At 73.5% G+C, this 23,971-nt stretch carries 22 protein-coding genes; 11 read left to right on the top strand and 11 right to left on the bottom strand.

Annotated elements, in window-relative coordinates:
* Positions 1-57: 57 nt before the first annotated feature.
* Positions 58-1,446, bottom strand: coding sequence for a dihydrolipoyl dehydrogenase (lpdA, locus tag ACFVIU_RS20475; RefSeq protein ID WP_385844085.1), 1,389 nt, complete (start codon positions 1,444-1,446; stop codon positions 58-60).
* 294 nt (positions 1,447-1,740) lie between these two features.
* Positions 1,741-3,303 carry a leucyl aminopeptidase gene (locus ACFVIU_RS20470; RefSeq protein WP_385844084.1) on the bottom strand — a complete coding sequence of 521 codons (1,563 nt, stop codon included), beginning with the start codon at positions 3,301-3,303 and terminating at the stop codon, positions 1,741-1,743.
* Between the two features lie 351 nt (positions 3,304-3,654).
* Here ACFVIU_RS20470 and ACFVIU_RS20465 point away from each other — a divergent pair, with 351 nt between their 5' ends.
* The 4 genes from ACFVIU_RS20465 (at position 3,655) to ACFVIU_RS20450 (ending at position 9,282) form a co-directional block, all read left to right on the top strand.
* The gene (locus ACFVIU_RS20465; protein ID WP_385844082.1) at positions 3,655-5,700 is read left to right on the top strand and encodes a hypothetical protein; all 2,046 of its coding nucleotides are present in this window, start codon (positions 3,655-3,657) and stop codon (positions 5,698-5,700) included.
* Between the two features lie 80 nt (positions 5,701-5,780).
* Positions 5,781-7,274 (top strand): GT4 family glycosyltransferase PelF, encoded by a 1,494-nt coding sequence (gene pelF / locus ACFVIU_RS20460; protein ID WP_385844081.1) that lies wholly within the window; start codon positions 5,781-5,783, stop codon positions 7,272-7,274.
* A complete protein-coding gene (locus ACFVIU_RS20455; RefSeq protein WP_385844080.1) occupies positions 7,271-8,635 on the top strand; it encodes a hypothetical protein in 1,365 nt (454 codons plus the stop codon). The genes pelF and ACFVIU_RS20455 overlap by 4 nt, the downstream gene beginning before the upstream one ends.
* A complete protein-coding gene (locus ACFVIU_RS20450) occupies positions 8,632-9,282 on the top strand; it encodes a spherulation-specific family 4 protein (protein ID WP_385844078.1) in 651 nt (216 codons plus the stop codon). The genes ACFVIU_RS20455 and ACFVIU_RS20450 overlap by 4 nt, the downstream gene beginning before the upstream one ends.
* Here ACFVIU_RS20450 and ACFVIU_RS20445 read toward each other — a convergent pair.
* Together ACFVIU_RS20445 and ACFVIU_RS20440 are read right to left on the bottom strand one after the other, a co-directional pair.
* The gene (locus ACFVIU_RS20445; protein WP_385844077.1) at positions 9,237-9,845 is read right to left on the bottom strand and encodes an RDD family protein; all 609 of its coding nucleotides are present in this window, start codon (positions 9,843-9,845) and stop codon (positions 9,237-9,239) included. The genes ACFVIU_RS20450 and ACFVIU_RS20445 overlap by 46 nt on opposite strands.
* A gap of 46 nt (positions 9,846-9,891) precedes the next feature.
* Positions 9,892-10,677 (bottom strand): adenosylcobinamide-GDP ribazoletransferase, encoded by a 786-nt coding sequence (locus tag ACFVIU_RS20440; protein ID WP_385844076.1) that lies wholly within the window; start codon positions 10,675-10,677, stop codon positions 9,892-9,894.
* 60 nt (positions 10,678-10,737) lie between these two features.
* On the opposite strand from ACFVIU_RS20440, the gene ACFVIU_RS20435 reads away from it, so the two are divergent.
* A complete protein-coding gene (locus ACFVIU_RS20435; protein WP_385844075.1) occupies positions 10,738-11,502 on the top strand; it encodes a hypothetical protein in 765 nt (254 codons plus the stop codon).
* Here the strand turns inward: ACFVIU_RS20435 and ACFVIU_RS20430 are convergent.
* From ACFVIU_RS20430 to cobT, 3 genes are all read right to left on the bottom strand, one after another.
* Entirely contained in the window at positions 11,442-12,254 is an 813-nt protein-coding gene (locus ACFVIU_RS20430; RefSeq protein WP_385844073.1) for a hypothetical protein, read from the bottom strand. The genes ACFVIU_RS20435 and ACFVIU_RS20430 overlap by 61 nt on opposite strands.
* 24 nt (positions 12,255-12,278) lie before the next feature.
* Positions 12,279-14,075, bottom strand: coding sequence for a phosphatidylglycerol lysyltransferase domain-containing protein (locus ACFVIU_RS20425; protein ID WP_385844071.1), 1,797 nt, complete (start codon positions 14,073-14,075; stop codon positions 12,279-12,281).
* 110 nt (positions 14,076-14,185) lie between these two features.
* Positions 14,186-15,289: a nicotinate-nucleotide--dimethylbenzimidazole phosphoribosyltransferase gene (gene cobT / locus ACFVIU_RS20420; protein WP_385844070.1), complete on the bottom strand. Its 1,104-nt coding sequence runs from the start codon at positions 15,287-15,289 to the stop codon at positions 14,186-14,188.
* Positions 15,290-15,422: 133 nt separating this feature from the next.
* Between cobT and ACFVIU_RS20415 the strand changes: the two genes are divergently transcribed.
* Complete coding sequence (locus ACFVIU_RS20415; RefSeq protein ID WP_385844069.1) at positions 15,423-16,430, top strand: class I SAM-dependent methyltransferase; 1,008 nt, start codon at positions 15,423-15,425, stop codon at positions 16,428-16,430.
* Between the two features lie 26 nt (positions 16,431-16,456).
* Here the strand turns inward: ACFVIU_RS20415 and ACFVIU_RS20410 are convergent, their stop codons facing one another.
* A complete protein-coding gene (locus tag ACFVIU_RS20410; RefSeq protein WP_385844067.1) occupies positions 16,457-17,659 on the bottom strand; it encodes a bifunctional adenosylcobinamide kinase/adenosylcobinamide-phosphate guanylyltransferase in 1,203 nt (400 codons plus the stop codon).
* Between the two features lie 77 nt (positions 17,660-17,736).
* Between ACFVIU_RS20410 and ACFVIU_RS20405 the strand changes: the two genes are divergently transcribed.
* A complete protein-coding gene (locus tag ACFVIU_RS20405) occupies positions 17,737-17,946 on the top strand; it encodes a hypothetical protein (protein ID WP_385844065.1) in 210 nt (69 codons plus the stop codon).
* Between the two features lie 56 nt (positions 17,947-18,002).
* Here ACFVIU_RS20405 and ACFVIU_RS20400 read toward each other — a convergent pair whose 3' ends face one another.
* The 3 genes from ACFVIU_RS20400 to ACFVIU_RS20390 form a co-directional block, all read right to left on the bottom strand.
* The gene (locus ACFVIU_RS20400) at positions 18,003-19,067 is read right to left on the bottom strand and encodes a S1C family serine protease (RefSeq protein ID WP_385844064.1); all 1,065 of its coding nucleotides are present in this window, start codon (positions 19,065-19,067) and stop codon (positions 18,003-18,005) included.
* A 56-nt stretch (positions 19,068-19,123) separates the two neighbouring features.
* Positions 19,124-19,825: a class I SAM-dependent methyltransferase gene (locus tag ACFVIU_RS20395; RefSeq protein ID WP_385844063.1), complete on the bottom strand. Its 702-nt coding sequence runs from the start codon at positions 19,823-19,825 to the stop codon at positions 19,124-19,126.
* Positions 19,826-19,908: 83 nt separating this feature from the next.
* The gene (locus tag ACFVIU_RS20390) at positions 19,909-20,535 is read right to left on the bottom strand and encodes a DUF3043 domain-containing protein (RefSeq protein WP_385844062.1); all 627 of its coding nucleotides are present in this window, start codon (positions 20,533-20,535) and stop codon (positions 19,909-19,911) included.
* 303 nt (positions 20,536-20,838) lie between these two features.
* On the opposite strand from ACFVIU_RS20390, the gene ACFVIU_RS20385 reads away from it, so the two are divergent.
* The 4 genes from ACFVIU_RS20385 (at position 20,839) to ACFVIU_RS20370 (ending at position 23,908) form a co-directional block, all read left to right on the top strand.
* Positions 20,839-21,630, top strand: coding sequence for a PspA/IM30 family protein (locus ACFVIU_RS20385; RefSeq protein WP_385844060.1), 792 nt, complete (start codon positions 20,839-20,841; stop codon positions 21,628-21,630).
* Between the two features lie 22 nt (positions 21,631-21,652).
* Entirely contained in the window at positions 21,653-21,931 is a 279-nt protein-coding gene (locus ACFVIU_RS20380) for a hypothetical protein (protein WP_385844059.1), read from the top strand.
* 64 nt (positions 21,932-21,995) lie between these two features.
* Positions 21,996-23,237 carry a sensor histidine kinase gene (locus ACFVIU_RS20375; RefSeq protein WP_385844058.1) on the top strand — a complete coding sequence of 414 codons (1,242 nt, stop codon included), beginning with the start codon at positions 21,996-21,998 and terminating at the stop codon, positions 23,235-23,237.
* Positions 23,234-23,908, top strand: a complete 675-nt coding sequence (locus tag ACFVIU_RS20370; RefSeq protein WP_385844057.1) for a response regulator — start codon at positions 23,234-23,236, stop codon at positions 23,906-23,908. Before ACFVIU_RS20375 ends, ACFVIU_RS20370 begins: the two co-directional genes overlap by 4 nt.
* Positions 23,909-23,971: the final 63 nt, after the last annotated feature.

The following is a 23,971-nucleotide window of genomic DNA, read 5'->3' as shown; positions in this document are numbered from 1 at the left end:
CGGTTGCTCCTAACGAATTGCGGAAGTCTGTGTCGTCGCGCCCGATGTCGGAAGGCGTCAGTCGTGCATGTGCAGCGGCTTGCCGGCCAGCGCCAGGTGAGCCTCGCCGAGCGCCTCGTTCTGCGTCGGGTGGGCGTGGATGAGCTGGGCCACCTCGGCCGGCAGCGCCTCCCAGTTGTAGATCAGCTGCGCCTCGCCGACCTGCTCGCCCATGCGGTCGCCGACCATGTGGACGCCGACCACGGCACCGTCCTTGACCTGGACCAGCTTGATCTCGCCGGCCGTCTTCAGGATCCGGCTCTTGCCGTTGCCGCCGAGCGGGAACTTGATCGAGACGACCTTGTCCGCGCCGTAGACCTCCTTGGCCTTGGCCTCGGTGAGACCGACCGAGGCGACCTCCGGCTGGCAGTACGTGACCCGCGGGACACCGTCGTAGTCGATCGGGACGACCTTCAGGCCGGCCAGCCGCTCCGCCACCAGGATGCCCTCGGCGAAGCCGACGTGCGCGAGCTGGAGCGTGGGCACGAGGTCACCGACGGCGGAGATGGTCGGCACGTTGGTGCGCATGTACTCGTCGACGAGGACGTAGCCGCGGTCCATCGCGACGCCCTGCTCCTCGTAGCCGATACCGGCGGAGACCGGGCCGCGGCCGACGGCGACGAGCAGCAGCTCCGCCTCGAACTCCTTGCCGTCCGCCAGGGTGACCTTGACACCGTCCTGGGTGTACTCGGCCTTCTGGAAGAAGGTGCCCAGGTTGAACTTGATGCCGCGCTTGCGGAAGGCGCGCTCGAGAAGCTTCGAGGAGTTCTCGTCCTCGACCGGGACGAGGTGCTTCAGGCCCTCGATCACGGTGACGTCGGCACCGAAGGACTTCCACGCCGAGGCGAACTCGACACCGATGACACCGCCGCCCAGGATGATCGCGGACTTCGGCACGCGGTCCAGGACGAGGGCGTGGTCGGAGGAGATGATGCGGTTGCCGTCGATCTCCAGGCCCGGCAGCGACTTCGGCACGGAGCCGGTCGCCAGCAGGATGTGGCGGCCCTGGATGCGCTGGCCGTTCACGTCCACGGAGGTGGGGGAGGACAGGCGGCCCTCACCTTCGATGTACGTCACCTTGCGGGAGGCGATGAGACCCTGGAGGCCCTTGTACAGGCCGGCGATCACATCGTCCTTGTACTTGTGGACGGCCGCCATGTCGATGCCCTCGAAGGTGGCCCGTACGCCGAACTGCTCGCTCTCGCGGGCCTGGTCGGCGATCTCGCCCGCGTGCAGCAGGGCCTTCGTGGGGATGCAACCGTTGTGCAGGCAGGTACCGCCGACCTTGCCCTTCTCGATCAGGGCGACGTCCAGGCCCAGCTGGGCCCCGCGCAGGGCCGCGGCGTAACCACCGCTACCACCGCCGAGGATCACTAGGTCGAAAACGGTGCTGGCGTCGTTCGCCACGTCACGTCCTCCATGCATGTGCGCCGTGCGCCGGTCTCCGATGACCGGCAGGCGGCTGGTGTCCGGCCGCTTGATGCTTCGGCCCTTCGGTGGGGGCCCTGTCCTGCCGGGCTCCATCTTTGCACTTGTCGGAGGGGACCGAGACGCCGGGCCGGTGTGTGAGACGGGCCACTAGAGCGGCTCCGCGGGGGCGCGGGGGGCTGTGCGAGAGTCCCTGGCGCCCCTGCGGAGGCCGTACGAACCGTACGAACCGGGCGAACGGTATGGATCGTACGGCTCGCGGCGTACGGCGGCTCAGCCGAGCTCGCCCGCGGCGGTCAGTTCCGCCAGCCGGACCAGCGTGCGCACCGCCGTGCCCGTACCGCCCTTCGGGGTGTACCCGAACGGGCCGCCCTCGTTGAACGCCGGACCGGCGATGTCGAGGTGCGCCCACGGGATGCCCTCGCCCACGAACTCGCGCAGGAAGAGACCGGCGACCAGGCCGCCGCCCATCCGCTCGCCCATGTTCGACATGTCGGCCACCTGGGACTCCATGCCCTTGCGCAGGTGCTCCGGCAGCGGCATCGGCCAGGCCGGCTCGCCGACCTCCTCGGCGACCTCGTGCACCGTGGTGCGGAACGCCTCGTCGTTGGCCATGACACCGAACGTCCGGCTGCCCAGCGCCAGCATCATCGCGCCGGTCAGCGTCGCGACGTCCACGATCGCGTCCGGGCTCTCCTGCGAGGCGGCCCACAGCGCGTCGGCCAGCACCAGACGCCCCTCGGCGTCGGTGTTGAGGACCTCGACCGTCTTGCCGCTGTACATGCGCAGCACGTCACCCGGGCGCAGGGCGGCACCGGACGGCATGTTCTCGGCCAGCGCCAGCCAGCCGGTGACCTTGACCTCCAGGCCGAGCCGCGCGGCGGCGACGACCGCGGCGAACACGGCGGCGGCACCGCTCATGTCGCACTTCATCGTCTCGTTGTGCCCGGCCGGCTTCAGCGAGATGCCGCCCGAGTCGTAGGTGATGCCCTTGCCGACGAAGGCCAGGTGCTTCTCCGCCCCGGCGGGCGCGTACGTCAGCTTCACCAGGCGCGGAGCCGCCGCCGAGCCGCCGCCCACGCCGAGGATGCCGCCGTAGCCGCCCTTGGCCAGCGCCTTCTCGTCGAGCACCTGCACCTTGATGCCGTGCTCCTTGGCCGCGGTCTGAGCGAGCCCGGCGAAGATCGCGGGGTTCAGCTCGTTCGGCGGCATGTTGATCAGGTCGCGGGCGCGGTTCAGCTCCTCGCAGACCGCGACGGCGCGGGCGACGGCGCCCTTGTGGGCGGCGTCCCGCGGCTTGCCGCCGAGCAGCGCGGCCTCGGCCAGCGGCGCCTTGCCGTTCTTGCCGTTCCTGCCGGCCTTGGCGTCCTTGCCGTTCTCCTTGTAGAGGTCGAAGGAGTACGCGCCGAGCAGCACGCCCTCGCCGATCGCCTCGATGGCGTCGGGGCCGTCCACGGGCAGCGCGAAGGCGGCCTTCCTGGTGCCGGTGAGCGCCCGGGCGGCCACGGCGGCGGCCTTGCGCAGCGCCTCGGGGTCGTAGCCGGCCGCGCCGTCCTCGCCGTCCTCGGCCTCGGTGCCGGGCTCGGCGCCCAGGCCCACCGCCACCACGAGCGGTGCCTTGAAACCGGCCGGGGCGGGCAGCTTCGTCAGCTCGCCCTCGGCACCCGAGGCACCCAGGGTCTCCAGGACGCCGGCCAGCTTGCCGTCGTACGCCTTGTCCACTGCCTCGGCGCCGGGGGCGACGACGGGGCCCTGGGCGCCCTTGGCGACACCGATCACGATCGCGTCGGCCCGCAGGCCGGGCGCCGCTGCGGTGCTGAGAGTCAGAGCAGTCACGGTGGTGAATTCTCGCTTCCGATGTGAAGTTGCTGTGGCCGAAACGGGGTGGGTCGACCGGGCCCGAGAGCCGACCCTAGGCCCAGGCCTGGGGACTGTCGGCACCGGGGCCTTCACCCTGTCGGCGAACACTTGGGACGAGACTACGCGCGTGGGGGCGTTCGATCATGCCTGCGGACGTTCACCCGGACGTGGCGTCATGGCCGCTTCCGCCCCCTCCGCACCCGTGGCGTGAGCCACACTCATCGGGTTCCGACGGGTCCGTGACCCGCGGTTTCACCTGAATTCCACCGATCCCGCGCCGTACCGTCACGGCCCACGGACGGGGATCCTCCGGGGGGAGAACCAGTCATGACTCAGCGTGCGCGCCGCTGGCAGGCGGCGACCGTCACCGCGACGGCCGCGGGAATGCTCGCGCTCGGCACCGCCGTGCCGGGCGCGGCGGCCGCGCCCGAGCCGCGCATCGACCTCAGGGTGCTGGTGGTCGACGACGGCGCCGGCCCGGTCGGTGCCATCACCGCACAGCTGCGGAGCGAGGGCGTGCCGTACACCCGGGTCGATCTGAACGACTCCGCGCGGCCGGCCCTCACCGGCACCTTCCTCGGCGACACCGTCGACGGCCGGCCGCGCGCGAAGTTCCAGGGCGTCGTCCTGCCGAACGAGGCACCCTTCGGCGCGGGCTCGGCCGAGCAGACGGCCCTGGAGGCGTACGAGAGGACGTACGGCATCCCGCAGCTGGACGCCTCCACCTGGGCCCACCCCGAGGTCGGCCTCGACTACACGGACGCCGGCGGCTACGCCGGGCCGCTGGACGGCCGTACCGCCACCGTCACCGCGGCCGGCCGGCTGAGCCCCTTCGGCTATCTGCGGGGCTCCTTCTCCTTCGAGGACAACTCGCCCACCGTGGACGAGAGCTACGGCTTCGTCGCGCGGCCCCGCACCGGCTTCACCAGCTATGTCGACATCCCGGTGCCCGGCGGCACCGGCACCGGCAGCCTGCTCGGCGAGTACGCCCACGACGGCCGCCGCGAGCTGGTCGTGACCTTCGTCTACAACCAGTACCAGCAGCAGTTCCGGGTGCTGGTCCGCGGCATGGTCGAGTGGCTGACCCAAGGGGTGCACCTCGGGCAGGCCCGCAACTACTTCGCCGTCCACGTGGACGACGTCTTCGCCCCGGACGCCCGCTGGGACACCGGGCGCAACTGCACCCCCGGCGACTTCGACTGCGGCGACGGCAGCACAGACACCACCGCACCGATCCGGATGACGGCCGACGACGCCCGGTACGCCGCCTCCTGGGAGCAGGCGCACGGCTTCACCCTGGACCTGGCGTTCAACGCGGGCGCCGGCGAGGAGTGGAAGAGCGAGCACGGCGGCACGGACCCGCTGACCGACCAGCTCCTCGCGGACCGGGCCAGGTACCGCTGGATCAACCACACCTACACCCATCTGTTCCTCGGCTGTGTGCAGGACACCTCGACCGTGCCCTGGAGCTGCGCGAAGAACACCGACGGCTCCACCCAGTGGGTGAGCCGCTCCGCCATCTCCGCCCAGATCTCCGACAACCGCGGCTGGGCGGTGCGGCACGGCCTGTCCGTCGACCGCACCGAACTGGTCACCGGCGAGCACTCGGGCCTGCGGACCCTGCCGCAGCAGCCGCAGGACAACCCCAACCTCGCGCCCGCCCTCGCCGACAACGGCGTGCAGTGGACCGGCTCGGACGACTCCCGCGAGCCCGAGCAGCGCACCGTGACCGGCGGCACCACCCTCACCGTGCCGCGCTACCCGATGAACGTGTACTACAACGTCGGCACCCGGGCCGAGATGGCCGACGAGTACAACTGGATCTACACGTCCAAGGCGGACGGCGGCAGCGGCCTGTGCGAGAACAACCCGACCTCCACCTGCCTGCCCGCGCCGCTGGACACCGCCACCGGCTACACCGACCGCATCGTGCCCGCCGAGGCGCACACCGACCTCGGCCATGTGCTGGCCAACGACCCGCGCCCGCACTACGCCCACCAGTCCAACCTCGCCGAGGACCGCATCCTCTACCCGGTCCTGGACCGCGTCCTCGCCGACTACCAGGCCCTGTTCGCCGACAACACCCCGGTCGTGAACCTCCGCGAGAGCGCGATCGGCACCGAACTGCACGACCGGGCCACCTGGCAGGCCGCCCTGGACTCCGGCCGGGTCACCGCCTACCGCATCGGCACCACCGTCACCGTCACCGCCCCGTCCGGCACCCCGATCCCGGTCACTGCGCCGGAGGGCACCCAGCAGCAGAACCTGCTGACCACGACCGCCTTCGGCACGCCCTACGCGGGCGACCGCCAGGCATGGGCCACGCCGGGCGCCCTCCAGTCGGGGCTCACCCTGCAACTCCCCCAGGGGTGACCGCGCCGGGGGAGCGGCGAGCGGCGAACCGCGGGACACACCACAGGGGGGACACCATCCGTACCGGCCGTCACATAACCATGCTCACCGAAGGCACCTACCCGCATATCCACGGCGGCGTCAGCACCTGGTGCGACCAGCTGATCCGGGGCATGCCCGAGGTCCGCTTCCACGTCGTGTCGCTCACCGGCACCGGCCGCGAACCCGTCACCTGGGAGCTGCCGGCCAACGTCCGCCACCACCACACCGTGCCCACCTGGGGCCCCCGCCCCGGCCACGCCCGGCCGCCGTACGGCCGGGCCCGGCGCCGCTTCACCGACGCCTACGAGCGCCTGCTGCTGTCCTTCCTCGACCCCGAGCCGCAGACCGACTTCGGTGCGGCGCTGTACGATCTCGCCGTCATCGCCCGCGAGGGACGGCTGGCGGCGGCCCTGCGCACCGAGTCCGCGCTGCGCTCGCTGCACTGGATCTGGACCATGCCGCATCTGCCCACGGCGGTCGCCCGGCCCACCGTGCACGACGCGCTCACCGCCCTCGACCTGCTGGAACACGCCCTGCGCCCGCTCGGCGTGCGGATCCCCGAGGACTCCGTCGCACACGCCGTCAGCAACGGCCTCGCCACCCTGCCGGCCCTGGCCGCGCACCGCCTCGACGGGGTGCCCTTCCTGCTCACCGAGCACGGCATCTATCTGCGCGAGCGCTACCTCGGCCACCGGGACCAGCCCTACCGCTGGCCCGTGAAGGCCTTCCTCCTCGGCTTCTACCGTGAACTCAATTCACACGCCTACCGGGCGGCCGACCTGATCACCCCCTGCAACCAGTACAACCGCCGCTGGGAGGAGCGCGGCGGCGCCGACGCCGACCGCATCCGCACCGTCTACAACGGGGTCGACCCGCACGCCTTCCCGCACGCCGGCCCCGAACCCGACGTCCCCACCCTCACCTGGTGCGGCCGCGTCGACCCCATCAAGGACCTGGAGACGCTGCTGCGCGCCTACGCCCTGGTCCGCGCCGAACTCCCGGAGACCCGGCTGCGGCTCTTCGGCCCGGTCCCGCCCGGCGGCGAGGCCTACCGCACCCGCCTGGAGAAGCTCGCCGCCGAACTCGGCGTCACCGACGGCCTCACCTTCGAGGGCCGCATCACCGAGGTGTGGCGCGCCTACGCGGCCGGCCACCTCGTCATGCTCTCCTCCATCTCCGAGGGCTTCCCCTTCTCCCTCATCGAGGCCATGTCCTGCGGCCGTACGACGGTCTCCACGGACGTCGGCGGGGTCCGCGAGGCCGTCGGCGACACCGGCCTGGTCGTCCCGCCGCGCGAACCGGAGAAGATGGCGGCGGCCGCCCTGACCCTCCTGAAGGACCCCGAACGACGCCTCGCCCTCGGCGAGTCGGCGCGCCGGCGGGTCATCGACCGGTTCACCCTGCGCCGTTCGGTCGACAACTTCCGCACCGTCTACCAGGAACTCGCCGGCCTGCCCGAGCGGTACGAACCCACGGTCGAGACGGTCGCCGACTGGACCGCGGAACTGCGCGACCCCTGGTACACCGCGCTCACGGACGGAACCGGCCGATGACCGACACCACCCCCGGGCAGGCCCGCACCCTGCCCGCCCCGCCCGCCCTGCCCCGCCCGCGCGTCCGGCCCGGCTGGGCCCGGCCCGACCCGATCGACCGACTCGCCCGCGAACTGGACGAGTTCGCGGCCGCCGCGGTCCACCCGGACGAGATAGCCGCCCTGCTGGAGTCCGACGGCCTCTCCGACGAGCAGATACGCGAGCGCTACGGCGTACCGGACTCCTTCGCCCTCGCCGAGCGGCTCTACGACCGCACCCCCCGCCGCCACCCCGAACCGGCGGCCCCGCCCCCCGAGCCCTGGCACACCGGCCTCCTCGGCTGCCTGCTGCGCGGCCTCCTCTTCGCGCTGCCGGGCTTCGCCTACGTCCTCGGCGCCCCGTTCCTCTCCGACCCCCGCGCGCTGCTCGCGGGCGCCCTGTGCGGCTGGGCCTGGAACCAGGGCCTCGCCCACCGCGCCTACTCCTGGCTGGGCCTGGGCGACCCGGCAGCGGCCCGCCGCTGCCTCCTTACCGGCACCCCGGCGGGCATGCTCCTCGGCACCCTGACGGCCCTGGCGGTCACCGGCCCCGGCCACCCCGGGACCATCGCCTTCGCGGCCGCCCAGTCCTGCTACCTGGGCGCGTCCAGCGCCCTGCTGGTCATGGGCCGGGAGCGGGTGCTGCTGGCGGCCCTGCTCCCGCTGACGGCCGGCGGCCTGCTCGCTCCGTTCCTGCCGCTCCCGGGGCCCTGGCGGCCGGCGCTGCTGCTGACCTCCCTCGCCGCCGTGGCCGTGCTCGGGCTGCGCGAGGTGCGCCCGAAGGGGCCGCGGCAGCCCGGCGACCGGGCGGCCACGACGGGCCCCCGGCCGGTCGCCTCCCTGCCCTACGCCCTCTTCGGCCTGGCCACCGGCACCCTCGTCCTCCACACCTCGCTGTCCGACCCCCGCACCGCGGTGGCGCTGACGCTCAGCATGGGGCCCGCGGAACACCTGCTCCACCGCTTCCGCACCCGCACCCGCTCCGCCCTGCGCACCACCGACACCCCGCGGGCCTTCCGCCGGAGCACCGCCCGCGCCCTGGCCCGCTGCCTCGCCGCCTACCTGGCGACCCTGCTCGTCCCCGCCCTGTTCCTGCCCCGCCCGCAGGCGGCCGGTCTGCTCGCGCTCGGCGCGGTGCTGTGGACCGGCCTGCTGCTCCAGTCCTTCGGCGCGGTGCTCGGTGCCACGGCCGGGTGCGGCGCGGCCGCCCTCGCCCAGACCCTGGCGCTGCTCGCCCGCACGGGCCACCCGCACACCGTGGCGCTCGCCGTGTACGCGGCGGCGGCCCTGGCCCAGTCCGCGCTGGCGTGCGGCCTGCTCGGAAGGGTGACCGCGCACCGATGAGCACTCTGCTGGTCCCGTACTACGAACACCCCGCGGTCCGTCCCGCCGAGTGGGCGGCCGTCCTCGCCGCCGCACCCCGGCTGTACGGCGTCGTCCTCAACCCCGCGAGCGGCCCGGGCGAGCGCCCCGACGCGGACTTCGCCGACACGGCCGCGCGGCTGCGGGCGGCCGGGGTGACCGTGCTCGGCTATGTGGACACGGGCTACGGCGGGCGGCCGTACGAGGACGTCGTACGCGACCTGACCCGGCACCGGGACTGGTACGGCGTCCAGGGCGCCTTCCTCGACCAGGTGAGCACCGGGATCGGCGAGTTCGCGGCCTGCGAGCGGCTCGCCGCGGCCGCCCGCGCCCTCGGCTGCCGCACGCTCGCCCTGAACCACGGCACGCCCCCGCACCCGGCGTACGCGGCGCTGGCGGAGCTGCTCGTCACCTTCGAGGGCCCCTGGACGGCGTACCGCCGCACACCCGCCCGGCCCGAACCCTCTCCGGCGGGGGCGCGTCACTGCCATCTGGTGTACGGCGTCCCGGCCGGCGTCGACCTGGCCGGCGCCGCGCGGGAGCGGGGCGCCGCCGTGCACTGCGCGGTGCCCGGCACCGGCGCTCACCCCTGGGGCACACTGCCCCACGGGCTGGGCACCGGACGCTGAAACGCGCTGTCCACCGTGGTGCCGGCCAGCCGGTCGGCGAGGGAGCGGCGGGTGGGGAAGAGGACGGTCAGCGCGTTGACGAGGAACAGCAGCACCGCGACCGCCCACACCGCCACCGACAGCAGGAACTGGCCCTCGACCAGCAGCACACAGGCGAGCGCGAAGACGGCGATGTCGGCGGCGGTGGTCACGGCGGCCCGGCGCAGGATGTGCCGGGACAGCCGCGGGGTGACGCACAGGCCGAGCAGGCCCTTGCCGAGAGTGCGGCCGAGCCAGCGCAGACAGGCCCACTGGTAGAGGAAGGTGACGAGGACGAGCGCCCCGAAGGCCTCCTCCACGTCCAGCACCACCTTGTCCCACAGCGACAGCCCCAGGTGCTCGGAGGCGCCGATGACGTCACCGCGCGAGGCCAGCAGGTCCAGGCCGCCCTTGGTGGCCAGCTCCGGCACGTCGGTGACGAGCGCGGTGATCCGGTGGAAGGTGAGCACGGCGAGCAGCGAGGCCGCCGCCAGCACCAGTGCGAAGTCGATGAACCAGGCCGCAACGCGGCGCAGCGTAGGCACGGAGTCCCCCCGATCCTGCTTTCCTGTCCGTGTACGGCCGTCGAGCCTAGCGGCCCAGCGCCAGCACCACGAACGCGGCCGTCGCGGCCGTCTCCGCGAGGGCGCCGAAGACATCCCCGGTCACCCCGCCGAAGCGCCGCACACAACGGCGCAGCAGCAGCTCGGCGACGCCGACGGCGGCCAGGACCGCGAGCGCGGCGCGCAGCCCGTCGTACCCGCCGAGGCAGCCGCCCGCCGCCCCGGCCGCCACGGTCACCACGCCCGCCGCCGCCAGCGCCGCACCACCCGGCACCACCCCGGCCACCGCCGCGCCCAGCCCCTCCGGCCGGGCGGCCGGCACCCCGGCGCGGGCGGCCAGGGTCAGCGCCAGCCGGGCGGCGGTCGCCGACACCACGGCGGCCAGCGCGCCCCGCGCCCACGAGCCGCCGTACAGCTGCGCCAAGACGGCGATCTGGGCGGCCAGCACCAGCACGAGCGTGATGACCCCGAACGGCCCGATGTCCGACTGCTTCATGATCCGCAGGGCGTCCTCGGCGGGCTTGCCGCTGCCCAGCCCGTCGGCGGTGTCGGCGAGCCCGTCGAGGTGCAGACCACGGGTGAGGACGGCCGGTACGGCGACCGAGCCGACGGCCGCGAGCAGCCCGCCGGCGCCCAGGGCGAGCAGCCCCAGCCCCACCCCGGCCGAGCAGCCGCCGACGACCAGCCCGGCCAGCGGAGCGCTCAGCATGCCCCCGCGCGCGGCGGCCCGGTCCCACCGGGTCACCGGAACGGGCAGCACGGTGAGCGTGCCGAAGGCGAACCGAACACCGTCGAACGAAGAGGACTTGAGCACCGGCGCAGGGTACTAGGCGCTTGCGGAGCCTCCGGCAGGCGCTGGGGATAAAGTGCGCACATGGGGCACTGGTGGGTGCGGAACATCGTGGAACCGGGCAAGCTTCCGCTGCTGCTCGCCCTTGCCGCCTTCGTGCTGACCTTTCTGGTCACCCGCATCATCACCCGGCTGATCCGGGCCGGGAAGGGCCCCTTCGGCAATGTCAGCGCGGGCGGGCTGCACATCCACCACGTCGTCCCCGGGGTGCTCCTCACCGTCGTGGGCGGCTTCGGCGCCGTCGCCAGCGACCGGCACGGCGCGGGCGCGGCCGTCGCCGCCGTCGTCTTCGGCATGGGCGTCGGGCTGGTGCTGGACGAGTTCGCGCTGATCGTGCACCTGGACGACGTCTACTGGACCGAGGAGGGCCGCAAGAGCGTCGAGGTCGTCGTCCTCACCGGCGCCCTCGTCGGACTGCTGCTGGCCGGATTCTCCCCCTTCGGCGTCAACGACCTGACACAGCAGGAGCTGACCGACCGCGGCACGGTCATCCTCAACATCGCCGGGAACTTCCTCCTGTCGCTGCTGGCCCTGAGCAAGGGCAAGGCGCGGATGGCGGTGATCGGCGTGATCGTGCCGCTGGTCGCGCTCGTCGGGGCCGTACGGCTGGCCCGCCCCGGCTCCCCGTGGGCCCGCCGCTTCTACGGCCGCCGGCCCCGCGCCCGTGCCAAGGCCGCGCTGCGTGCCTACCACCACGACCGCCGCTGGTCCGGCCCGCGCCGCGCCCTTCAGGACTGGATCGGCGGCAGACCCGACCCGCGCCCGGCCCGGCTGCCCGGCCGCCGCTGAGCCTCCCGGAGCAGGCGCCGGCCGCCCCCGCGCAGCCGGTGCCGCAGCCGCTGCCACCGCCGGTGCCCCTGCCCCGGCCGACGGGCCGGCCGGAACCGGGGCCGCTGCCGGTGCCGCACCGCCGCCACCAGGCAGAGCAGCCCCACGGCCATCAGCGCCGCCAGATGCTCCTTGCCGGCCAGGTTCTCCTTGACCAGCACCTCCACCACCATCGCCGCGGTCACCGCGCCCGTCGTGACATAGGCGCCGTACCGCCAGCCCACGAACACGGCGAGCCCCACCACCGCCGCCGACGGACCGGTGTCCACCACCTCCGCGTCCGTCCAGGGCAGCCCGAACGGGGCGTGCGCGCCGAGCCCGATGCCGATGCGCGCGTACAGCGTCCCGGCGAGCGTGGCGACATAGGCGATGGTCAGCGTCCGCCACCAGCCGATGCACACCTCGGCGATCCCGAACACGAAGAGGATCTGCGCCAGCGCGCCCCACACCGGCAGGTCCAGCGCGGGCACGAACAGGGACAGCGGAGTGCGCAGCAGGGCCAGCCACAGCGGGTCCTCGGCCTGCACGGCCCCGAAGTCCTGCACCGGCTGGTATCCCCACGGCTGGTTCTGCACCCACTGGAGCAAGGCGGTCAGGGCCACCGCCGACAGGGTCATCGGCATCACCCGCAGGCGCCGCTTCACCAGGGGCTCGCGCACGGTGACGTACAGCAGCCCCCACTCGGTACGGGCCCAGCGGGCGAGCGTTCCCATCAAGCGTTCCTCATCCCCGTACGGTCATCTGCGCGACCCCAGATGCCTGCGATGCAGCCACTTGGGCAGCCCCGGCGCCTCCAGGAACCCCTCCGCGCGGGCCGCCGCGAGGCCGATGCGCAGCAGGTCCGCGCTCTTCTCGAAGAGCAGGAACCGCGGTTCCCAGATGGGCCGGTACTTGGCGTTGGCGCGGTACAGCGACTCGATCTGCCACCAGCGGGAGAAGAAGCTGAGCAGCGAGCGCCACAGCCTCAGCACCGGACCGGCACCGAGGCGCGCGCCACGTTCGAAGACCGACCGGAACATCGCGAAGTTGAGTGAGACCTGAGTGATCCCGATCTCGTCGGCCCGCCGCAGCAGTTCGATGACCATGAACTCCATCAGCCCGTTGTCGGAGTCCCGGTCGCGCCGCATCAGGTCCAGGGACAGCCCGTGCGGCCCCCACGGCACGAAGGACAGCAGCGCCCGCAGCCGCCCCTCGGCGTCCGTGCACTCCAGCATCACGCACTGCCCGTCCTCGGGATCGCCGAGCCGGCCCAGCGCCATGCTGAACCCGCGCTCGGTGGCGCCGTCCCGCCAGTCGTCCGCGCGCTCCAGGAGGTACGCCATCTCGTCCGCCGGGATGTCCGCGTGCCGCCGGATGCGCACCCGGTAGCCCACCCGCTTCACCCGGTTGTACGCCTGCCGGACGGTCCGCATCGCCCGCCCCTCCAGGGTGAAGTCGGCGACCTCCACGATCGCCTCGTCACCGAGTTCGAGCGCGTCCAGGCCGTGCCGGGCGTAGACGGTCCCGGCCTCCTCGCTTGCCCCCATCACCGCGGGGATCCAGCCGTGCGCCCGCGCCTGTGCCAGCCACGGGGCGATCGCCCCCGGCCAGGCCTCCGGATCACCGAGCGGATCCCCGGACGCCAGACTGACCCCGCCGACGACGCGGTAGGCGACGGCCGCCTTGCCGGTCGGCGACCACACGACGCTCTTCTCCCGGCGCAGCGCGAAATAGCCCAGCGAGTCCCGCTCGCCGTGCCGGTCCAGCAGGGCCCGCAGCTGCTTCTCGTCGTCCTCGGTGAGCGGGTCGACGGCGCGCCGGGAGCGGAACGCGGCGTAGAACACCGCGAGGACGAGGACCGTACTGAGCACGTTGACGGCGACATTGGCCCAGTTGGGCGGGGCGATGCCGGGGAAGCGGCTCTCGTCGGCGGTGACCGACACCAGGCGCAGGGTGCCGTAGTGCCAGCGCTCCCAGAAGGTCGAACGGCCCGCGTCCGGCGCCCGGTTGGTGACGGTGACGATCAGCCCGGCCAGCAGGCTCGCGGCGAGCCCGCCGCCGACGGCCACGGTCGCGGCGAGCCGCGGGTTGGACCGGTCGCCCTTGGCGTAGAACTCCCGCCGCCCGACGAGCAGCGCCCCGGTGAACGCGGCCGTCAGCGCCAGCGACACCCAGTTCTGCGCGTACCGCCGGATCTCCGGGAACGCCATGGCGAACGCGAACAGGGCCAGAAAGGCCCCGCTGAGCACCAGGTTGAGGATCCACGCGGCCCGCTTGCGGCGCCGCATGGTGATGGCGAGGAACGTGGTGAAGACACCGGAGGCGAAGCCGGCCGTCAGCAGGTAGGGGGTGAAGAAGTCGTCCTGGTTGTGCCGGCGCACGTCCTGGTAGAGCGAGACCCACACCGCGCTGAGGAAGTTGATGAAGGCGACGGTCCGCAGATACCAGACGGCGAGGGCGGCGGCCCGCCGGGAGGCCCCGGTGGACCGCCGCCCCTCCTCACTCGAGCGCCCCGGTTCGGCTCGCTGCGGAACGGCAATTCGGGCATCTCCCATGGGGAAGGATCATATGGGCGTTGCTCCGGTGAACCGCACCTTTTCGGCCCACGGCGACCACAACGGCTCACCGCCGAACCCCGTGTTGCCGAACCGGCTCCGCGACCGGGCTACTCCTCCGCCAACTCGTCCGCCTCCGGCGCCTCCGCGGCCTCGGGCTTCTCGGCGTCCGGCTTCTCGGGCAGCTCCGCGGCCAGCGCCGCGGCGGCCCGCACCAGCGGCAGCGCCAGCAGCCCGCCGACTCCCTCGCCGACCTTCACGCCCTGCTCCAGCAGCGGCTCCAGGGCCATCCGGTCCAGCGCCTTGGCCTGCCCCGGCTCCCCGCTGTCGTGCCCGGCCAGCCACCAGTCCGGCGCCCGGAACGCCACTCGCTGCGCGACCAGCGCGCACGCCGCGGCCACCACCCCGTCCAGCACCACCGGCAGCTTGCGCACCGCGCACTGCAACAGGAACCCGGTCATCGCCGCGAGGTCCGCCCCGCCCACGGTCGCCAGCAGCTGCATCTGGTCCCCGAGCACCGGCCGCGCCCGGCGCAGCGCGTCCCGGATCGCGGCGCACTTGCGCATCCACGCCAGGTCGTCGATCGCGAGCCCGCCGCGCCCGGTCACCACCGACGCGTCGGTCCCGCACAGCGCGGCGATCAGCACCGCCGCGGCCGTGGTGCCGCCCACGCTGACATCGCCGAGCACCACCAGGTCCGTACCCGAGTCGGCCTCCTCGTCGGCGACGGCGACCCCCGCCCGCAGCGCCGCCTCGGCCTCGTCCAGGGTGAGCGCGTCCTCGATGTCGATACGGCCGCTGCCGCGCCGCACCCGGTGCCGTACGACCTCCTCCGGGAAGGCGTCCGGCGCGCAGTCCAGAGCCATGTCCACGACCCGCACCGGCACGTCCTGCCGCCGCGCGAGCACGGACACCGGGCTCGCGCCCTCCAGCACCGCCCGCACCAGCTGCTCGGCGCTGCCCGCCGGCCGCGCCGAGACGCCCAGCCCGGCGATCCCGTGGTCACCGGCGAAGAGCACCACCCGGGGCCGCTCGATGGGCCGTACCGGTACGGCACTCTGCGCGGCGGCCAGCCACTCGCCCAGCTCGTCGAGGCGCCCCAGCGCGCCGGGCGGCACGATCCGGCGCTCCCGCCAGGTCTCGGCGTCACGGCGCACGCCCCCGTCCGGGCGCTCGATCAGATCGGTGAAGTCGTCCAGATTAAGCCTGCTCATTCGCCGAACAGTACCGCCAGAGAACAAACGCTTCCGTGCCACATCGCCACCACACTCCGGCGACGTCGTTGCACCCACCACCGGTATCCCATACGTTCCGGTTTGCAGCGGAATGTCGCTCAGGGAGCCGCCCATGCCGACCGTGCCGTCCGTGCCGTCCGTACCGACGTCGAACACCCCACCGCAGAGCCTGCCCCGGTCCGCCGACCCCTGCCACGCACCGCGCCGCGAGGACTGCCCCTGGTGCGGCTCGCGGTCCCTGCGCACCCGGGTGCGCGCGGCGGCCGAGAGGCGGCACGGCCCGCAGAGCTGCGCCGTGGACGAGTGCCGCGACTGCGGCCACGTCTTCCAGAACCCCCGGCTCACCGCGGAGGGCCTCGCCCTGCACCACCGGGACTTCCACGAGGGCCGGCTGGAGGACTTCGCCGAACGGGTCCTGTCCCCCCGGGCGGTGCGCCGCCGGCACCGGGCCGTGGCCCGCGCGGTGCTGCCGCTGGCCGAGCCGGAGAGCTGGCTGGACGTGGGCACGGGGTACGGCTCCTTCCCCGAGACGGCGAAGGAGGTCTTCCCGTACACCTCCTTCGACGGCCACGACCCGACCCACCGGGTGGCCAAGGCCCTGCTGGAGGAACGCGTAGAGGAGGCGCACCAGGGCGAACTCACCACACCGGAGCTGCTCGCCCGGCTGCGCGCCCGCTACGACGTCGTCAGCATGTTCCACCACCTGGAGCACACCCCGGACCCGCGCGCCGAACTCCGCGCGGCCTTGGGCGCCCTGCGCCCCGGCGGCCATCTGCTCATCGAGGTCCCCGACCCGCGCTGCGCGTTCGCGCCGCTGCTCGGCCGCCGGTGGCTGCCGTACGGCCAGCCCCGCCATCTGCATCTGATCCCGCTCCGCAACCTCTGCGCGGAACTGACCGAGCGGGGCTGCACGGTCCTGTCCACCCACCGCAGCGCACCCCACCTCCCCTACGACCTCGCGGCCGCCGTCTCCCTCTCCCTGGCCCACGCCCACCCCGCACTCCGGGCGACGGCAACCCCCCTCATCGGCCTGGCCTCAATCCTCGACCACACCCTCGCCCCCCTCCTCCGCCACACCCCCTTCGCCAACTCCTACCGCATCCTGGCCCGCAAGAACTGAGCCCGCCACAGCCGCGCGGCGACCTCTCAGCCCCGCAGCACCACAGCCTGCCCGGCGACCACCAGCACGACGTGCTCGCACTCCGCCCCGAACGCCGCGTTCAGCCGCCCCAGTTCGTCCCGGTACCTCCGCCCCGACGCCGTCGCCGGTACGATCCCCGAGCCCACCTCGTTCGACACGGCCACCACCGTCCGCCGCGCCCCCCGCACCGCCGACGCCAACTCCCGCACCCGCTCCCGCAGCGCCTTCTCACCCCCGCCCGCCCACTCCGCGTCGTCCCACGCGCCCACGGAGTCCATGACATCCGTCAGCCACAGCGACAGGCAGTCGATCAGCAGCGGCGGCCCCTCCTCGCCCAGCAGCGGCACCAGATCCGTCGTCTCCGCCGTACGCCACGACCCCGGCCGCCGCTCCCGGTGCGCCGCCACCCGCGCCGCCCACTCGGTGTCCCCGCCCCGCGTCCCACCGGTCGCCACGTACAGCACGTCCGGGAAGGCCTCCAGCCGCCGCTCGGCCTCCACCGACTTCCCCGACCGCGCCCCGCCCAGCACCAGCGTGCGCCGCGGCACGTCCGGCACGTCCTCGTACGCCCCGACCACCAGCGTCGTACCGTCCGGCACCGCCCGCGCCCCGGCCGCCGCCAGCCGCCGCCGCAGCTCCGGGCCGGGCGGCACGTCGTGGCCGACATGCACGGCGAGCACATCCGTCGTCGGGCCCACCGAGCCCACCGCCCGCAGCCGGGCCAGCGCGTCCGGGCGCCCCACCACGTCCGCGAGGACCATCTCGTACGGCTCCGCCCGCGCCTCCTCCAGCCCGGCCGGCGCCCCGCCCGGCGGCAGATACAGCAGCCGCTGCCCGTCCGGCCCGGTCACCGCGTACCCGGTGCCGCCCGCGTCCATCGCCACGGCGCGCACCCGATGCCCCGTCAGCAGCGCCAACTCCCGGCCGTCCGGCACCCGTCCGGGCTGCGGCAGCCCGGCCGGCACCTCGACTGCGGGGCCGTCGTGCGGATGCGACAGCAGCACCTGCCGCACCCCGCCCAGCGAGTGCCCGGCACGCGCCGCCGCGAACGCCGCCCCCGGCGTCAGATCCAGCAGCAGCGCCCCGTCCACCAGCACGGCGGTCGCCGCCCGCGCGTCGGGCCCCAGCGCGCGTGCGCAGGCGGCGCAGGGACAGTCGGGCCGGGGCAGTCCCGCCGGGGCACCAGTACCGAGCAGAGTGATTTCCACGGGACGATTTTCGCTTGTCCTGGCAGGTCTTGCGCTTCCGGCTAGGCTGCCAGGAGTTGGATCACGAGGAGGCCCATATGACGGCATGGACGTGGCGGTTCGAGAAGGCCGACGGGACGGAGGTCCAGCCCGCGGTGCAGCCCGAGGAGTTCACCACCCAGGGGGACGCCGAGTCCTGGATCGGCGAGCACTGGAAGGCGCTCTGCGAGGGCGGCGCGGACCAGGTGCGGCTGTACGAGGAGAACAGCGAGATCTACGGGCCGATGAGCCTGCACGCCGACGCCTAGCAGCCCGGCCGGGCGGCCCGGTGGCGAGCGGTGGGGGGAGAGCGCCGTACCCCTCCTCACTGCTCGCCCAGCGTCACCCGCACCGTCTTCTCGCCGCTGCCCCGCAGATAGGTCACCGTCGTGCGCTGCCCGGGCCGGTCCGCGGCCAGCGCCTCCGACAGGGAGGTGACGGTGGTGACGGGCTGGTCGCCCAGCCTGGTGATGATGTCCCCGGGCCGCAGCCCCGCCCGGTCGGCCGCGTCACCCCTCTTGGCGGTGACCACCGCCACCCCGGCCGGCTGGTAGCGGACGTCCACCACCGTCCGCACGGTGACGCCGAGCGCGGCCCGCCCGGAGTCGACGACCCTGCCCTTGTCGACGATCTGTCCGGCGACCGTCCGCACCATCGACGCCGGGATCGCGAACCCGATGCCGGGCGCCGCGCTGCCGCCCAGCGCCGGGTCGGCCGCGGCGAGCGTGGGAATGCCGATGACCTGCCCGTCCAGGTTCACCAGGGCGCCCCCGCTGTTGCCGGGGTTGATGGCCGCCGAGGTCTGCACCATGTTCGGGATCGTGGCGCCCGTACCCCCGCCGTCGCTGCCCTCGCTGACGGTCCGTCCGGTCGCCGAGACGATGCCCTGGGTCACGCTGGAGGACAGCCCCAGCGGCGAGCCCATGGCCAGCACGATCTGGCCCATCTCGACCTTGTCGGAGTCGCCGAGCACCGCCGGTCTCAGCCCGGCCGGCGCCCGGTCCAGCTTGATCACGGCCAGATCCTGCTCGGGGTAGGAGGAGACCAGGCGCGCGGTGAGCGGCTCCTCGGTGCTGGCCGTGGTCACCGTGAACGCCTTCGCGGAGCCGACCACATGCGCGTTGGTGACGATGTGTCCCCTGCCGTCGTACACCACCCCGGAGCCCAGCCGGTTGCCCGCCCGGATCTGCACGACCGACGGCAGGACCTCCCGGATGACCTTCTGGTACTGGCTCTGGAGATCACCCACGGCCATCGGCACGGCCGCCCGGGTGGCCGCCGGCGGATCCTGGCCCGCCTCGGCCGAGGGGCGCTGGCAGCCGGTGGCGAGGCCCGCGCAGCACGCCAGCACCACCACGGCCCGCAGCACACCGGTACGGAAAGCATCCATGCCCCGAGTCTCACCGCCCGGTGATCACGAAGCCCGCGCTGTTGCCCCGAACGGATCTAGCCCCGTACGCCGCACAGATGCAGCAGTGCCGCCACCCGGCGGTAGGGGTCCGTGCGGCCCGCGCGTTCCTCGACGGCCAGCAGGGTCTCGAGGTCGTCCGGGATCTGTGTGCCGTCCGCGGCCGTGTCCGTGAAGACGCGCACGCCGTACCAGGCGTGCAGCGGGGCCGCGATCCCGGCGAGCGTCGCGGTGAGCGTGGACAGCCGGTCGGCCCGGGCGTCCAGGCCCAGACGGTTGCTGTAGGCGGTGGTGTCGAAGGCGGCCAGCGCCCCCGCCCAGTCGCCGGACAGGCCCGGGCGCATCGCCAGCGCGTCGCCGTTGCGGACCAGCAGGGAGAGGAGCCCGCCGGGGGCCAGCATCCGCGCCAGCCCCGCCACCAGCGGGTCGGGCTCCTCGACGTACATCAGTACGCCGTGGCAGAGCACCACGTCGAAGCTGCCTGGCAGGAAGTGCACACCGGTGTCCCGCCCGTCGCCCTGCACCAGCCGGACCCGCGCCCGGATGCCCTCCGGCTCGGCGGCCAGCGCCTCGCGCGCGGCGGCGATCATCGCCGGCTCCCGCTCGACCCCGGTCACCTGGTGGCCGAGCCGGGCCAGCCGCAGCGCCTGCGTGCCCTGGCCCATCCCGACGTCGAGCACCCGCAGCCGCTGCCCGACCGGGAACCGCCCGGCTATCTGCTCGTCCAGCTGGCGGGCCACCAGCTCCTGCCGTACGACATCGCGCAGGCCGCCCAGCTTGTGCAGCCAGGCCTTGGCCGCGCCCCCGGTGAAAGCCTCTGCGCTCAGGGCCGCTCTCCGCGCTTGACCTGCGGCTTCGGCAGCCGGAGCCGGCGCATCTGGAGGGAGCGGAGCAGGGCGTAGGCGACCGCGCCGCGGGTGTTCTCGTCCGGGAAGCGCTCCTTGAGCCGCTTCTTCAGCCGGAAGCCGCTGAACGCCGCGTCGAGCACGATCAGCACGATCACCACCAGCCACAGCAGCAGTGCCACGGACTGGATCGCGGGCACCTTCACGATGCTCAGCACGAGGATCACCACGGCGAGCGGCAGGAAGAACTCCGCCACGTTGAACCGGGAGTCCACCCAGTTCCGGGCGAACTTGCGGACCGGGCCCTTGTCCCGGACCGGCAGATACCGCTCGTCGCCGCCGGCGAGCGCCTGGCGCTGCCGCTCCAGCGCCTGCCGGCGCTCCTCGCGGTTGCGCTGCGCTGCCTCCTTGCGGGTCGTCGGCGTATGGGCCACGCTTCGGCGCTGGGACTGGGCCTCACTGCGCTTGGGCGTGGGCCGGCCCTTCGGGGCCTGCGGGTCACGGGGCTGCTTGGAGTCGGTCACCACGGCCTTGTCGGCGGGCGCCTTCTCTTCCTTGGCACGGCTACGGAACACAAAACCCAAGGGTACGGGCTTCCCGGGCATGGACCCCAGCCCTTCGGGGAACGATCCGGCAACACCGGACGCGTACCGGCGTGCGCGCGGGCCTCGGGAAGGGACAGAACCGGGACACAACCGGGACCGAACCGGGGTCGGAAGATCCGGGGACCCGGAGGAGGATCTGAGGGGCCACCTACTCCTCAGGCCGGAGCGGTGCCGTCCGCAGTCGTTCTCGGGGATGAGCGCATCAGCCCCCGGACAGTGCGGTAATGGAGGCAGGGCCCGTACTGTGGGTTCTGTCGCTGGATCTGTGAGCTGGAGTCCGTCAGAAGGGGGCGCGCGAAGCCCATGAGCGGTGTCATGAAGCGTATGGGGATGATCTTCCGCGCGAAGGCGAACAAGGCCCTTGACCGGGCCGAGGACCCGCGCGAGACCCTCGATTACTCGTACCAGAAGCAGCTGGAGCTGCTCCAGAAGGTCCGCCGCGGCGTCGCCGACGTGGCGACCTCCCGCAAGCGCCTGGAACTCCAGCTCAACCAGTTGCAGCAGCAGTCCTCCAAGCTGGAGGACCAGGGCCGCAAGGCGCTCGCGCTGGGCCGGGAGGACCTGGCCCGCGAGGCGCTGTCCCGGCGTGCCGCCCTCCAGCAGCAGGTGACGGACCTCCAGACGCAGCACGCGACCCTCCAGGGCGAGGAGGAGAAGCTCACCCTGGCGGCCCAGCGGCTCCAGGCCAAGGTGGACGCCTTCCGTACGAAGAAGGAGACCATCAAGGCCACCTACACCGCCGCCCAGGCGCAGACCCGGATCGGCGAGGCCTTCTCCGGCATCTCCGAGGAGATGGGCGACGTCGGGCTCGCCATCCAGCGCGCCGAGGACAAGACGCAGCAGATGCAGGCCCGGGCCGGCGCCATCGACGAGCTGCTCGCCTCCGGTGCCCTGGACGACCCGACCGGCATGGCCAAGGACGACATCGCCGCCGAGCTGGACCGGATCTCCGGTGGTAGTGATGTAGAGCTGGAACTTCAGCGCATGAAGGCCGAGCTGGCCGGCGGCGCGCCGCAGCAGGCCATCGAGGGCGGCACCGGTCAGGGACAGTCCCAGCAGCAGCCGCAGGACACCCCGCGCTTCGACAAGCAGTAGGGGTCACGCCGAGGAGGCCGACGTGATCGTAAGGATCATGGGGGAGGGCCAGGTGAGCGTGGACGACGCCCACCTGGCCGAGCTGAACCAGCTGGACGACGAGCTGCTGGCCGAGATGGAGAGCGGCGACGAGGCCGGCTTCCGCCGCACCCTCGACGCCCTCCTGTCCGCGGTCCACCGGCTGGGCGTCCCGCTGCCGGACGACGCGCTGGAACCGTCGGACCTCATCCTGCCGTCGGCGGACGCGAGCCTGGAGCAGGTCCGCGACCTGCTGAGCGACGACGGCCTGATCCCCGGCTGACCCCCCGGGTGCCGGGAAAGGTGACGGACAAGGGAGCCTCGACCGCCGCCGTACTGTTCACACCGTGAGCACTCTCGACCGCGCCCGCTGCCGCCTCAGGGCCCACCCCCTGGCCCTGGACGCGGCCCTCGCCGCAGGCGTCCTGGCCTGCATGATCGCGGGCTCCTTCGTGGTGCCCCAGGGACCGCACGGGGTGACCTGGGGCGTCCGCACCCCCGACCCGCTCAGCCTGCTGCTGATGCTGCTCGGCGCCGCGGCCCTGGTCTTCCGCCGCCGCGCCCCCATGCTGGTCCTCGCCCTCACCGGCGCCTTTTCCCTCGTCGAGTTCGTCACCGGCGACCCGCGCGCCCCGGTCGGGATGTCCGCCGTCATCGCCCTGTACACCGTCGCCTCGGCCACCGACCGCACCACCACCCTGCGCATCGGCCTGCTCACCACCACCGTGCTGACGGCCGCCGCCATGCTCGGCGGCCCGCTGCCCTGGTACGCGCAGGAGAACCTGGGCGTCCTCGCCTGGACCGGCATCGGCGCCACCGCCGGGGACGCCGTCCGCAGCCGCCGCGCGGTCGTCCAGGCCATGCGGGAGCGGGCGGAACGCGCCGAGCGCACCCGTGAGGAGGAGGCCCGCCGCCGGGTCGCCGAGGAGCGGCTGCGCATCGCCCGCGATCTGCACGACGTGGTCGCCCATCACATCGCCCTGGTGAATGTGCAGGCCGGTGTCGCCGCCCATGTCATGGACAAGCGGCCCGACCAGGCCAAGGAGGCCCTCGCCCATGTCCGCGAGGCCAGCCGCAGCGCGCTGAACGAGCTGCGGGCGACCGTGGGCCTGCTGCGCCAGTCCGGTGATCCCGAGGCCCCGACCGAGCCCGCCCCCGGCCTCGACCGCCTGGAGGAGCTGGCCGGCACCTTCCGCAGCGCGGGCCTGCCGGTGGAGGTGGCCCTTCCGGACCGGACCGGGGACCTGCCGGCCGCCGTCGACCTGGCCGTCTACCGGATCGTCCAGGAAGCCCTGACGAACGCCCGCAAGCACGCCGGGCCGGGCGCCAGGGCGGAGGTCAGCGTCGTACGCGTCGGGTCGGCCATCGAGGTCAGCGTGTTGGACGACGGAGCCGGGGAGGCGGCCGTACCGCAGGACGGAGGAGGGCACGGGCTGCTCGGGATGCGCGAGCGGGTCGGGGCCCTCGGCGGCAGGCTGACCACCGGGCCCCGCTACGGCGGCGGCTTCCGCGTCCATGCGATCCTGCCCCTCGCAACCGACACGCGCACCGCCGACGCGCGTACGACGGCCCAGGGGGAGCCCGCATGACGATCCGTGTCCTGCTCGCCGACGACCAGGCACTGCTGCGCAGCGCGTTCCGGGTGCTGGTCGACTCCGAGCCCGACATGGAGGTGGTGGGGGAGGCCTGCGAGGGCGCAGAGGCGGTCCGGCTCGCCAAGGAGTACGCCCCCGACGTCGTCCTCATGGACATCCGGATGCCCGGCACCGACGGACTCGCCGCCACCCGGATGATCAGCGCCGACCCCGAGCTGGCCCAGGTCCACGTGGTCATCCTGACCACCTTCGAGGTGGACGACTACGTCGTCCAGGCGCTGCGGGCCGGCGCCTCCGGCTTCCTCGGCAAGGGCAGCGAACCGGAGGAGCTGCTGAACGCCATCCGGGTCGCGGCGGGCGGCGAGGCGCTGCTCTCCCCGGCCGCCACCAAGGGGCTGATCGCCCGCTTCCTGGCCCAGGGCGACGACGACCGCGACCCCGCCCGCTCCGCGCGGCTGGGCGCGCTCACCGGCCGGGAGCGGGAGGTGCTGGTGCAGGTCGCCGGCGGCCACTCCAACGACGAGATCGCCGAGCGGCTCCAGGTCAGCCCGCTGACCGTGAAGACGCACGTCAACCGCGCCATGGCCAAGCTCGGCGCGCGGGACCGGGCGCAGCTCGTGGTGATCGCCTACGAGTCCGGGCTGGTGCGCCCGAGGATGGACTGATCTCCACCCGCGTGTACTGCGCGCGGAGTAGAGATGGCATAAGGAACGGGACCTGGGGCCTAC

Origin of the sequence: Streptomyces sp. NPDC127190 (assembly GCF_042672505.1) — a bacterium.
In the GTDB taxonomy this organism is placed as follows: Bacteria; Actinomycetota; Actinomycetes; order Streptomycetales; family Streptomycetaceae; genus Streptomyces.
This window is presented reverse-complemented; position numbering and strand designations above follow the sequence as displayed.

What these genes read in the sequence shown, in the direction of transcription:
- ACFVIU_RS20465 (WP_385844082.1), top strand. Translation starts at nt 3,655, where the DNA reads ATGACTCAGCGTGCGCGCCGCTGGCAGGCGGCGACCGTCACCGCGACG.
- pelF (WP_385844081.1), top strand. Translation starts at nt 5,781, where the DNA reads ATGCTCACCGAAGGCACCTACCCGCATATCCACGGCGGCGTCAGCACC.
- ACFVIU_RS20455 (WP_385844080.1), top strand. Translation starts at nt 7,271, where the DNA reads ATGACCGACACCACCCCCGGGCAGGCCCGCACCCTGCCCGCCCCGCCC.
- ACFVIU_RS20450 (WP_385844078.1), top strand. Translation starts at nt 8,632, where the DNA reads ATGAGCACTCTGCTGGTCCCGTACTACGAACACCCCGCGGTCCGTCCC.
- ACFVIU_RS20435 (WP_385844075.1), top strand. Translation starts at nt 10,738, where the DNA reads ATGGGGCACTGGTGGGTGCGGAACATCGTGGAACCGGGCAAGCTTCCG.
- ACFVIU_RS20430 (WP_385844073.1), bottom strand. Translation starts at nt 12,254, where the DNA reads ATGGGAACGCTCGCCCGCTGGGCCCGTACCGAGTGGGGGCTGCTGTAC.
- ACFVIU_RS20425 (WP_385844071.1), bottom strand. Translation starts at nt 14,075, where the DNA reads ATGGGAGATGCCCGAATTGCCGTTCCGCAGCGAGCCGAACCGGGGCGC.
- cobT (WP_385844070.1), bottom strand. Translation starts at nt 15,289, where the DNA reads ATGAGCAGGCTTAATCTGGACGACTTCACCGATCTGATCGAGCGCCCG.
- ACFVIU_RS20415 (WP_385844069.1), top strand. Translation starts at nt 15,423, where the DNA reads ATGCCGACCGTGCCGTCCGTGCCGTCCGTACCGACGTCGAACACCCCA.
- ACFVIU_RS20405 (WP_385844065.1), top strand. Translation starts at nt 17,737, where the DNA reads ATGACGGCATGGACGTGGCGGTTCGAGAAGGCCGACGGGACGGAGGTC.
- ACFVIU_RS20400 (WP_385844064.1), bottom strand. Translation starts at nt 19,067, where the DNA reads ATGGATGCTTTCCGTACCGGTGTGCTGCGGGCCGTGGTGGTGCTGGCG.
- ACFVIU_RS20390 (WP_385844062.1), bottom strand. Translation starts at nt 20,535, where the DNA reads ATGCCCGGGAAGCCCGTACCCTTGGGTTTTGTGTTCCGTAGCCGTGCC.
- ACFVIU_RS20385 (WP_385844060.1), top strand. Translation starts at nt 20,839, where the DNA reads ATGAGCGGTGTCATGAAGCGTATGGGGATGATCTTCCGCGCGAAGGCG.
- ACFVIU_RS20370 (WP_385844057.1), top strand. Translation starts at nt 23,234, where the DNA reads ATGACGATCCGTGTCCTGCTCGCCGACGACCAGGCACTGCTGCGCAGC.